General features: G+C 48.3%; 10 protein-coding genes. 1 reads left to right on the top strand and 9 read right to left on the bottom strand.

The features are described from left to right. The first annotated feature begins 64 nt into the window (after positions 1–64). Positions 65–3,343, top strand: a complete 3,279-nt coding sequence (locus H6629_20140; protein MCB9070092.1) for a PD40 domain-containing protein — start codon at positions 65–67, stop codon at positions 3,341–3,343. A gap of 45 nt (positions 3,344–3,388) precedes the next feature. Here the strand turns inward: H6629_20140 and H6629_20135 are convergent, their stop codons facing one another. The 9 genes from H6629_20135 to H6629_20095 all read right to left on the bottom strand — a co-directional run bounded on the left by H6629_20135 (position 3,389) and on the right by H6629_20095 (position 12,010). Then, positions 3,389–4,327, bottom strand: coding sequence for a tetratricopeptide repeat protein (locus H6629_20135; protein MCB9070091.1), 939 nt, complete (start codon positions 4,325–4,327; stop codon positions 3,389–3,391). Positions 4,328–4,457: 130 nt separating this feature from the next. Continuing rightward, complete coding sequence (locus H6629_20130; protein ID MCB9070090.1) at positions 4,458–5,687, bottom strand: hypothetical protein; 1,230 nt, start codon at positions 5,685–5,687, stop codon at positions 4,458–4,460. Next, positions 5,688–5,921, bottom strand: coding sequence for a hypothetical protein (locus H6629_20125; GenBank protein MCB9070089.1), 234 nt, complete (start codon positions 5,919–5,921; stop codon positions 5,688–5,690). 99 nt (positions 5,922–6,020) lie between these two features. After that, on the bottom strand, positions 6,021–8,171 hold the full coding sequence (locus H6629_20120) for a cache domain-containing protein (protein ID MCB9070088.1): 2,151 nt from the start codon (positions 8,169–8,171) through the stop codon (positions 6,021–6,023). A gap of 460 nt (positions 8,172–8,631) precedes the next feature. Next, on the bottom strand, positions 8,632–9,078 hold the full coding sequence (locus tag H6629_20115) for a phage tail protein (GenBank protein MCB9070087.1): 447 nt from the start codon (positions 9,076–9,078) through the stop codon (positions 8,632–8,634). A 9-nt stretch (positions 9,079–9,087) separates the two neighbouring features. Beyond that, positions 9,088–9,642, bottom strand: coding sequence for a dihydrofolate reductase family protein (locus tag H6629_20110; protein MCB9070086.1), 555 nt, complete (start codon positions 9,640–9,642; stop codon positions 9,088–9,090). A gap of 309 nt (positions 9,643–9,951) precedes the next feature. Then, positions 9,952–10,413, bottom strand: coding sequence for a hypothetical protein (locus H6629_20105; protein MCB9070085.1), 462 nt, complete (start codon positions 10,411–10,413; stop codon positions 9,952–9,954). Positions 10,414–10,643: 230 nt separating this feature from the next. Next, entirely contained in the window at positions 10,644–11,018 is a 375-nt protein-coding gene (locus tag H6629_20100; GenBank protein ID MCB9070084.1) for a hypothetical protein, read from the bottom strand. A 170-nt stretch (positions 11,019–11,188) separates the two neighbouring features. Beyond that, positions 11,189–12,010 carry a GNAT family N-acetyltransferase gene (locus H6629_20095; protein MCB9070083.1) on the bottom strand — a complete coding sequence of 274 codons (822 nt, stop codon included), beginning with the start codon at positions 12,008–12,010 and terminating at the stop codon, positions 11,189–11,191. Positions 12,011–12,115 lie beyond the last annotated feature (105 nt).

Below are 12,115 nucleotides of genomic sequence, written 5' to 3'. Positions count from 1 at the left end.
CGTTTTGCAATCCGGCAATTTTTCTGTATGTTTTGGTGCAAAAAATGACATTTACGGAGGACCAATGCAAAAAACAATGCGCACATTGTTTGCAATAATTGTATCGGCCGGACTGCTGTTCGCGCAGGAAAAAGACAGCAGCAACACCGGACCGGATTTCAAACACTGGAAAGTGGACCACCAATACGGACCGGCGGACACGGTTTCGTTCACTCTGACAGAAGGCACGTGGATGAATCTCGATGTCAGTCCGGACGGACAGGCAATTGTATTTGACCTGCTCGGTGATATTTACATCATGCCGATGAGCGGCGGAAAAGCAACGCTGTTGGCCGGCGGATTGCCTTACGAAGTGCAGCCGCGCTTCAGCCCGGACGGCAGAAAAATCAGCTTTACCAGCGATGCAGGTGGCGGCGACAACATCTGGACGATGAACCACGACGGTTCAGACCGCAAACAGGTGACCGACGAAGATTTCCGGTTGCTCAACAACGCCGTGTGGACACCCGACGGCGAATATCTGGTTGCCCGGAAGCACTTCACCAGCGGACGTTCGCTCGGTGCCGGGGAAATGTGGATGTATCACCGCAGCGGCGGCAAAGGCTTGCAGCTCACCAAACGCAAAAACGACCAGCAGGACGCCGGAGAGCCGTGCATCAGCCCGGACGGACGATACGTGTATTACAGCGAGGACATGAGCGGCGGCAGCACCTTCCAATACAACAAAGATCCCAACGGACAAATTTATGTGATCCGCCGGCTGGATTTGCAAACCGGCGAACTGGACAATTTGATTTCGGTGCAGGGCGGCGCAGCGCGTCCCCAAATTTCACCGGACGGGAATCATCTGGCATTTGTGCGGCGGGTTCGCGCCAAATCCGTGCTGTTCACTTACGATTTGCGCACCGGCGAAATGCGCCCGTTGTTCGACGGTCTCAATCGCGATCAGCAGGAAACCTGGGCGATCTTCGGCGTGTATCCCAATTTCGACTGGACGCCCGATGGCAAATCGATCGTGTTTTGGGCAAAAGGGAAAATCTGGCGAATTGATGTTGCCACCAAACAACTCATGGAAATCCCCTTCGAAGTGGAATCCAAACAATCGATTGCCACAGCCGTTCGCTTCAAACAGGACGTTGCCCCGGCGGAATTCCAGTCCAAAATGATTCGCCATGCCACCACCTCGCCGGACGGAAAATGGGTGGTGTTTAACGCTGTCGGGCAGTTGTGGAAAAAGCAATTGCCGAACGGTAAAATCGAGCGTCTCACCGGCGACAGCGGCTGGTTCGAGTTTTTCCCGGCGTTTTCGCCGGATGGCAAATCGGTGGTTTACGTGACCTGGAACGATACTGCGATGGGTGCCATTCGCAAGGTGCAGTTGCGCGGCGGCAAATCCGAAAAGCTCACCCGGCGCAAAGGGCATTATTACACACCGGCGTTTTCGCCGGATGGCACGATGATCGCGTATCGCAGAGCGGGCGGCAACTCGGTGCGCGGCTATACTTACGCCGTAAAACCGGGCATCTATTGGATTGCCGCAGACGTTGCCAATCAGGTGGGCAACTTTGTGACGGAACGCGGCGAATATCCCCGTTTCAATCGCGCCAGCGACCGTATTTTCCTGTTTCGCGATGGCGGCAGTAAATCGTTGAAAAGTGTGGACTTATTCGGTGAAAATGAACGCGACCACTTCACCTCGAAATATGCAACAGAAGTTGCCATCAGCCCGGACGAACAATGGGTTGCCTTTCAGGAATTGTATAATGTGTATATCACGCCCTTCCCCAAAACCGGCGGCGCGATCGATTTGAGCAGCAAGAGCAGCGCCATTCCCGTGAAAAAAGTGACCCGCGACGCGGGCACCAATTTGCACTGGTCGGGCGATAGCAAATCGCTGCACTGGGTAACCGGACCGGAATATTTCACCCGTGATTTGCAGGAAACCTTTGCCTTTGTTCCCGGCGCACCGGACAGCCTTCCGGCAATCGACACCACCGGCATTGCGCTGGATGTGTTTGTGGCAACGGATGTGCCTGCCGGGAAAGTGGCGCTCACCGGCGCCCGCATCATCACCATGAAGGGTGATGAAGTGATCGAAAACGGCACGATACTTATCGATGGCAATCGCATCACGGCAATCGGCGCATCTGTCAATATTCCGTCGGATGCCAAAACAGTTGATGCGTCCGGCAAAACGATTATCCCCGGTTTAGTGGATGTGCATGCCCACGTCGGGCACTTTTCGAACGATCTCACAACTCAGCAGCATTGGCCGTATTTCGCGAATTTGGCGTATGGCGTAACCACAACCCACGATCCTTCGGCAACCACCGAAGTGGTCTTTTCCCAATCGGAACTGGTGAAAGCCGGGAAAATGGTTGGACCGCGGGTTTACTCCACCGGGACGATTCTTTACGGTGCGGAAGGCGATTTCAAGGCAGTGATCAACAGTCTGGACGATGCCCGTTCGCATTTGCGCCGGATGAAAGCGGTCGGCGCATTCTCCGTAAAAAGCTACAACCAGCCACGCCGAGAACAGCGCCAGCAGGTGATTCAGGCAGCTCGCGAACTGGAAATGAATGTGGTGCCGGAAGGCGGCTCGTTCTTTTTCCACAACATGAGCATGATTCTGGACGGGCACAGCGGCATCGAACACAATATTCCCATCGCGCCGGTGTATGACGATGTGCTGAAATTATGGTCGAACAGCGAAACCGGATACACGCCAACATTGGTGGTCAGCTACGGCACGCAGTCCGGTGAGCGCTACTGGTATCACCACACCAACGTTTGGGAAAAATCGCGCCTGCTGAACTTTACGCCCCGGGCGATTGTTGATTCGCGCAGCCGCCGCCGGGATATCTCCCCGGATGACGAATATGGACATGTGGAACATGCAAAAATTTGCAAAGCGCTGACCGACCTCGGTGTGAAGGTGAATCTTGGTGCACACGGACAATTGCAGGGATTGGGTGCCCATTGGGAATTGTGGATGTTTGCCCAGGGCGGCATGACGCCGTTGGAAGTGCTCCGCGCCGGAACGCTGAACGGAGCGCATTACATCGGGATGGATCACGATATCGGTTCGCTGGAAACCGGCAAACTGGCCGATCTGGTGGTGCTGGACAAAAACCCGCTGGAAAACATCCGCAACACTGAATTTGTGAAATATGTGATGGTCAACGGTCGGTTATTTGATGCAGATTCGATGAACGAAACGGTGACCGGCAACTTCAAGCGGATGCCGTTTTATTGGGAAAATCCCAACACCTCCGACGCGATGATCTGGCAACCCGGCGAAGGCATCACACTGCCCGGCTGCGGCTGCCCGAACGCACATTAATTACCGAAATTCAATAGCACCGGGCTTAAACCCGGTGCTATTGAATTAGCCCAACGGCAGGAATTGCATTCGCTCAACAATCCGTTGAAACCGGGAATCATCGTGCAAATGTTCAAACCACGGTTCTGTTCGTATAAAAATCAGTTCCCACGATTTCTCGGCAAAGGCGCGTTCCAGCATCGCGATAGTGTTGTTATCATCCCCCAAACCGGCGTAAACAAAAGCGATTTGCACCGGCGGCACATGCACGCTTTCGGCATATTCCTTCATTTCGTTCAGGATGTTCCGGGCGTCGATTTCCCTTCCGGCGATGCCATAGGCATGACCCAACCCGCCCAATATCTCCGCCAATCTGCCGGAAAGTTTTGCAGCCGTTTCGTATGCTTCTATGGATTTATCAAATTCCTGAAGCTGGATATATGCCATTCCCAGCCAGTCATACGCCGGGGCATAATCGGGATGATCCGCAATCACCGCCAGCATTTCCCGCTTCAATCGTTCAAAATCCTGCGTAAAATAGCTGATGGCGCCCAAACCGATCTTCAATCCGGGGTCCGATGACAGCGTTACGGCTGTTTCCGCCATTATATAAGCTTCTGCAAAACGGCTGTTGGCATACAGATAATTGGCATACCAGTTATGTGCCAGCGCATCGTCCGGCGCGAACTGGATGCCCAGTTTCAGCTCGCTTTCAATAGCGTCCCATTGCCAGTGCGACTCCCGGATCAGCCCCAAAACGGTATGCGCCATACCGCATTCCGGATCAATTGCCAACGCTTTTTCAACCGCTTCAGTAGCTGGAGGAAGCGCTTCTGCATGCGGAATAAAACCATAACACCACAACACAATATACGCATGTGCCAGATATGCGTAAAAAGTAGGGTCATTCGGGTTGGTGGTAATGGCATTTTTACAACGGTTGATTTCATCTTCAAACGGTTTGCGGAGCAACACGCCCGGAGAAGGTTTCGCGGATTTCGGCATAATTTTCGTTCCATTTGGGTTTATCGATAACAAACAACAACAAGATACCAACCCATTAAATGAAATTCATTTTATAATTTTTTATTTCTCGATTTGGAAAAAGTATTGCGCAATCAACCAGGTAGTGCCACTATTGTTTTTTACTGTATTCCATCCATTCGGGATCGTCCATTGCTTTGGCAATTTCTGCTGCTTTTTGATACGCCACAGCTGCCTGCTTTTTATCTCCGAGCTTCAGGAAAACTTCCGCCATTCCCGCATATAATTGCGCTTCCCCGGGCATCCGTTCAATTGCCTTTTGATATACAACCAACGCCTGTTGCGGCTGATCGTGTTGTAAATAAAACGCGCCGTATCGATGATGCCAGCGAGCCGGATAAAGCCCGGGAACTTCACCCGTAAAGTGGTTCATAAAAAAATGGAACGACGTGTAATCATCAGCCCGCATTGAAAGCATTAACAGGTTGAAAATGGTTGAGGGATGGATTGCCGGAGATACGCCATACCGCTCCCTTCTTTGTTGGTAATGGCTGACCAACTGATCCAACCCACCGGCAAGTTCAAAAGCCTCAAGACTATCGAATTGCAGCGGTTGAAACGGGCGATAGTATTCGGTTATCCCCCGGTAAATGGTGCGATATGGCGTCGACCAGTGATCTTCCTCCGGCAGCATTTCGTTTTTCCAGCGCAAAAATTCGGGCGCTTTTTCGTCCAGCTTTTTGGTGATATCGTTAAACGCACCCAACGCCCAGGTTTCGCTGGAGCTGAGGGTATAGTAAAGAAATCTTTCGGATGCCAGTCCGCGCTTGGCAAATTGCTCGAAGTCAGCCGAATCGGCAACGGCACCGCTGGCGACAAAATATGCGGTAAACAAATCAGGTCGCTGGAATAATGTTTCGATCACCAGATACCCGGCAGACTGCCAACCGAAAATCATGCGGTCATCCATCGTCCGGTAGGTTCTATCGACAAATGTGATTAGCTCTTTTTCCAGAAATTCGCGATAATTTTGGCGCCGCTGGTCGATATCGAAATCCAGTTCGCGAAGCTGTTTATCGCTCGTAGAGATACCAACCACAATAAATTCCGGCGATTTGCTCTGCCATTCCGATGTTTGCTGAAAAGCAACGCCATAATAAAAATAAAACTGGCCATCGAGGATATACAGCACCGGGAAACGGCGCGATGCGCTAACATACGCATCGGGAAGATATATTTGGATATGCTGGTCCCGTTGCAGAATATCAGAATGAATCGTGTGCTGAATAATCGCAGAATTTGTGTCTGTCAACGCCTGTGAATAAACCGCATTAATCCAGAACCCGGTAACGGCTATTGCGATGATCGGGATAATTTTCATTCATATTGCTTTCTGTTTATTGAGATGGACATTACACTGCTGTTTGATTTGTTGGGGAATTGCCAAATGCACATCAGGACGTAAAACGCTGTAAACGGTGGATTCCTGAATGTTGCTTACGCGAGGGTTGTGGTTTTGTTTCTGATGGAATTCCGGGACGGGAATAAAACGATGCTGGCTTTCGGGAGATTCCTGCCCCAAAGGAGCGCCCTCGCCGCCGAGCAGGATTGACAAAGCGTGTGGCTGTTGGGCAGGATGTTAACCATCATTTCTGTTGCGGAACGCATATATGCGTCCCGCATTTTCGTGACAGCTTAATATCAATCAATCACATTAAACCTGAACCGTGTATGGCGCAGATATCTCAACTGTGGGGACTCGTTCGTCACGACCAACTGCCGGCTTGTCCAACAGTTTAAATTGATTGATAATATTTGATAACGCCACGGCAATCTCGCCCAGCGATTGCGAAGAAGTGCTCGCCGCGCTCACCTGCTGATCCATTTGTTCTGTGGCTTTGCCGACATCAGCAATGGCGGAACTGATTTCCTCACTGACATGTGCGATATTACCGATAACCTGAGAGATTTGAACAGAGCTGGCAGCCATTTCTTCCGCAGCAGCGCTGTTTTGATCGACAATATCCGATACCAGATGCATTGCCGAAATCATATCATTGGAAGATTCGCTCATTTTTATCGAAGCATTTGAAATGCCGTTAACCTGCGCATTTACATTTTTAACCGCATGAATAATGGTCTGGATGGCATTGCCGGCCTGGTTTGAATGTTCAACACCGTTCTGGATTTCTGCCAATCCTTCTTCCATCGATGAAATTGCCGAAACCACATTGCTTTTAATGGCATTGAGGTGGGCTGCAATTTTATTGGTAGCATTCGACGATTTTTCAGCCAGCTTTCGCACTTCGTCCGCAACAACGGCAAACCCTTTGCCGTGTTCACCGGCGCGGGCGGCTTCGATTGCCGCATTCAGGGCGAGCAAGTTAATTTGCGATGCAATATCATCAATTGTTTCGATAATGGAGCCAACCTGCTCTGAGCTTTTGTTCATTTCCAACATCTTTTCAGCCGATTTATCGACCTTGGTTTTGATCACTTGCATCACGTTTATGGTCGAATTGACAATTTCCGCACCTTTGTTTGCGGCGCCGGTCGCATTGGTGGCCATCTCCATCCCCACTTTAACACTTTTGGCAACCTGCTTTATTTCGTACGCCATTTGATTGCTAAAATTTGCCGTCTTTGCCACCGCCTCAGATTGCTTGTTAACGCCTTCGGCAACGCCATCGATGGTTCGTTTCATTTCCAGAACAGAACTGTTTGCCTGAACCGTTGCATTGGATTGTTCACTTGCCCCAATGGAAAGTTGCTGGATTGCCGCGCTGATTTGTGACGTCGCCTGACTGGCTACTGTGGAAGATGCAGAAACCTGGTTTGCGGCAGCATTTAGCACGCGAACCATTTCCGATATTTCTTTTACCTGGTGTTTCAAACTGTCCACCATTTGCGTGAAAGCCAATCCCAATCGATCCTTTTCAGATTGAAGGTGGACATCTGCCGTTAAATCAAAGGTGGACAGCTTTTCTGCGGTGTTTGCCATCGACTGTAAATAATCACCCATTAGCTGGAAGGACTGTAACAACTGCCCCACCTCATCTTTCCGGGTAGAAGAAATCCGGTGATCGAGATCGCCCAACGAGATACTTTTTGCAATGGCAGTAACGGTTTTGATCGGTCGGGTGATTTTTTTTACGACAAACGAAATACTGATCAAACTGACAATTGACAAGATGATAAAAAACTGCAGCGCGGTTGCTTTGTAACCGCCGATCATATCGTGAATTTCCGTTGAAAATTTGGCCTGGTTGGTTTCGATATCATCTATATAGGCACCGGTTCCGATCCACATATTGGCTTCAGGTATCAGATAGGATGTCGCCAGTTTCGGATAAGATTCATTCGCACCGCTATTTATTTTGGGATAAAAATACTTGGTAAACACGCCATCTTTTTGCGAATTTTTGTTTAACGCCTGAATAAAATATTCCTGATTGGCATCCTTTGCATCCCAGAGATTTTTCCCGTTTAACTCCGGTTTGGAGCCATGGATAAGGTTTACACCGGTGTTCAACTCATAACCAAAAAAATAACCTTCCTTGCCAAAACGAACCGGATGTAACAGCGAACGGGTTAACGCCAGCTTTTCAGCCGAATTCAGATCGGTGCGTTGATACACCGCCTTTACAATAGAAACCGCCGTTTGGGTTGTGCTCATCAGCTCTTTTTCATACGTTTCTGTAAGGAGCTTATTGGTGAGCGAAGCGGTATATGCTTCATATTTCTGGATGGCATAGTTCGAAATAACGACATTTGCAGCCAATACCAGAACCATAACAGTTGTAACCGCCAACATCACCTTACCGTGGATACTATGCAATTGATTGAGAATAAAGGTCTTTACCATACCCCGCACTTTCCGAAAATAATTTGTTCAACCGAATTGTTGTAACAGCATCGAGGATGCCGTATTGCTTAGAATTGTCGAGAATAATTATCGATATGTTCAAACTGTAACTTTAACAATGTTGTAACATTGGACACACGGCGGTGTTGAACAGGCAGGTAAAGTACAGCACAGTCATTATTCCCCTACAAAGGGCGAACCTTTAAAACTTCCCCCTTCGAAGGGGGACTGAGGGGGATGTCAACTCTTCGAAGGAGGACAAAGCGGGATGTCAACTCTTCGAACGGGTGACAAAGGCGGATGTCAACTCTTCGAACGGGAAAGATTCTAAAACCTCCCCTTCGAAGGGGACTGAGGGGGATGTCAACTCTTCAAAGGAGGAAAAAGCGGGATGTCAACTCTTCGAACGGGTGACAAAGGCGGATGTCAATTCTTCGAACTGCGCAGGAATCTCCCGGCATTACCCTATCGTAAACCCATCGTTAGCAACTTCGATAGATTCAATAGCAGCATTGCCACTACCGTCGTCTAAAGTAGTGCCGGAAATCTTTAGCGGATAGGCATTGGTTACTGTCCAGGTTGTTGTTGCTGCACCGGTTTCGTCCATCAGGCGGATAGTAACCGGCACGCGCTTGATCTCATTCAGTTGAATCTGGTTAAACCATTCCCGGAATGCGGTATCGCTTGCCACAGTACCTCTTTTCAGGATGATATTGCCAGATTTCTTTAATCCGGGCATTTCGGCTAATGAAATAGCATCACTATTGCCGGAACGGTATTTTATTGGATCGGTGTCGCTGTCCAGCCCGGTTACTTCCTGAAACGACATGAGCACACCGCCCCAATTCACCTGAAAATGAAATTGAGGTGCTTTCCATTCGAATGTCGCTTGCCCATCGTCTGCCATGGTGTTCTCCTACTTCGGTTGATAATACAGGATTACCGCGCCGCTGTTAAAGGTTTTATGCTTAACGAGTTTAAAAAGAATCCGGTCGTTAATATCTTCAAATAAAGGCAACCCCTTACCTGCAACAACCGGATGAATGCAAAGCTGGCATTCATCAATCAAATTTAGTTTTATCAGCTGAATAATCAAACTGCGACTACCGACAAAAATGGGCTTACTCCCGCCATTGCGGGATTGCTTGAGTGCCAACACTTCATCCTTTAAGTCACGTGTTGCCAGGGTTGCGCTTTCCCAGTCTACCGTATTAAGCGTGCGGGAGAAAACGATTTTCGGAATCCTGTCTATAGCCCTTGCAAAGTCATTCATTGCTTGTTCTTCAGAAGGATGTTCCAGCACGGTTCGCCAATATTCCATCAGTTGATACGTCGTCCTGCCATACAGAATTGTATCTCCCTGATCTAACAGGTTTGTATAATGTTGATGTAATTCGGCATCGGGTATTCCGGCAGTATGGTCGCAAACCCCGTCAATTGTCATATTTAAGGCTGCAATTATTTTCCGCATACGATATTTACCTGCCATTCGAATGTCGCTTGCTCATCGTCTGCCATGCGATTCTCCATCGGTTGTAGTTAACGGTTGTTCGATACAGATTACCGGTTTACCGGGGTTTTTGCAAGGGATTGTTTTTGGGGTAGAGCTGTCAATTTTAGTAGTTGGACAAGATAGACAGGTTTAATCTAACGACAAGAGTTAAGGCGACCCGCCTTTGACGGGGTCGGCTTGAACGATTTGTTATACGCGATAATAACCAAAAATATAAATTCTAACGATTTGAATAAACTGCGTCTTATACGGTTTATTTTTTCTCGTTTAGCGTTCAGTTTCTACGTCAAGCTGATTGCCATCTTCATTAGCTTTATTATCCATTGCAGTTCCAACAGCAAGACCAATAACCATTCCTATAGGTATTCCGATTCCTATAAACGCCATATTTCCTGAACTAGCTCCAAACGCTACTCCTAAAGAAACGCCAAATGCAATGCCTAAAGCCATTAACCGATTACGGTAATGATTTATCGTTACGAGCTTAAGTTCTTGCTCAATCAATTTCAATATGCTGGACTCCGCTTTTCTCAATTGTTTCAATAAGTCTTTATTCGAACCGGAAAATGAGTTAATCCCTTCAATATCTTGGTTAACTGAAGTAACTATCGCTGAAGGTATTTCTTTTTTCTTTAATTCATTAATCAGTTTATTGAAAAAAACATACTTATTCTTCAATTTTTTGTCTTGTTCGATATTTGGTCTTTTGTAAAGTTCTTTAATATCCATTTTTCAACGCCTTATTGTATAAAGTTTTGATTCTATTTGTTTAATATTGAGGACACCGATGGCGGATATTTCTGTTCTTATCCTACCAATTAGCAGTATATATGCAATTGTTTATATTTTAGCATTATCACAAGCATTACGATTTTGCCAAATTAATTTTAACAAAAGCGTATAACGCCAGCCTTTTGTGGAGCAGGCGCGTTAGCAACTGCGTCCGCTGAAAGGTCTTGTTATATCCAGCGTTTCACAGCTTCAGCAGTGTCGCCGGGATTGGTGTTAAAACAAATCTTGGCAGAAGGAGCAGACTGATGGACAGCGTTGATCAGTTGTTCAAAAACAAGGAAGTGTTCGTCTACAGTTCTGACTCCTGCTCCAATAAGAACACAATCATATGCTGTTTCTGTCAGTGCCTTACTCGTTGTTTCGAAAGCCGTATCTGCGTGATTTATGTAGAGTAGTTCAGCACTATATCCAAGCGAATTAAGTTTATCTCGATCTCCTTCTAATGCTGCACGTAACTTCTCAGCAGTCAGTCCTGGCCATTTTTTGTAGTCAACCACATCTGGATTCCACCCTACCAGGACAACTTTCTTTCGTTCATTCATCTCTTGCTCCTATTTCTGTTAAGCTGTTAAGGGATATATCGGTTTGCGTTAGCCGCAAGTGGGTGGGAAAAGACGAAGCTGCTTTGAAGGAAAAGGTTCGACCACAGAATCACTCCTTTTAGGGGGCGAATCCCACTTGTCTGCTGCACGCGGTGTTGGGCGGCCACCCTTTATATATGAACATCGTCTGAAGCGAAGAGACGAAACTCCGCAATTGAATTGAACCCTAAGGACTTGTATAGCCTTTGAGCCATCGGAGTGGAATGTAGAACGGCCAAGTGATAACCGGCATCACGCGCATAATGAAGAGCCGTGACAGTCAGAAAACTTGCGAGACCGAGGCGGCGAGCTTCTGAGCGAGTTGCGACGGCATAGATCCCCACTGAACGGGAGCCGAGATATAGCGCGACTTTCGCAATTGGCTGATCTTCGCGCCACGCTTGCCACATATGCGCCTTAGCCTCTGGCATTCCGAAGCGGAACCCTTGGGAAACAATCTTGGAATACGCCGGTTGGTGTTCTTCTGGAATACTCCAGCGCCAGGAAGCGAATTGGATCAATGCATTTGCATCGTGCTCATCCTCGACTTTCCGAACCTGGATGTTGGAAGGCAACGCCGGAAGGTCAGGTAAGGAAGCCAGGCTTCTCGCCATACCATAGATTGGCTCAACATCCTTTAGGCCGCGATCAACTAATCGGTGCGACAGATCAGAGGGCTGCGAGGAAGGATGGAGCACCCAAATGAAGGGAACACGACGATCTTGAAAGCGGTTTATGATGGCGTTGACCTGATGCTCGGAGTCGTTGCTGACACTGAATCTGAGTACGCCATTATAGGGAATGATTGGTAGGGGAGTTTCGAACCAGAGAACATCGCTCTCGTCATGGAGGACACAGCCAGGCCCTCGACCCCAGTTTGCCCATGTTTCCCACAGATTACGTTCAATCTCGTTGATAAGTAAGTCTCTATCTTCAAATTCGGCATTTGCCACGGTTTAGATCTCCATTAATGCTGTATTACCCTTCGATAGTCTTTCAAGGCCGCCCAACGCCCGGGCTCACAGGAGAGCGAGCGAATCCTGTGGAGCTGATTGTTA

This window comes from Calditrichia bacterium (assembly GCA_020634975.1).
In the GTDB taxonomy this organism is placed as follows: Bacteria; Calditrichota; Calditrichia; order RBG-13-44-9; family J075; genus JACKAQ01.
The sequence above is the reverse complement of the archived record's forward strand: the minus strand, read 5'-3'. Positions and strand labels throughout refer to the sequence as shown.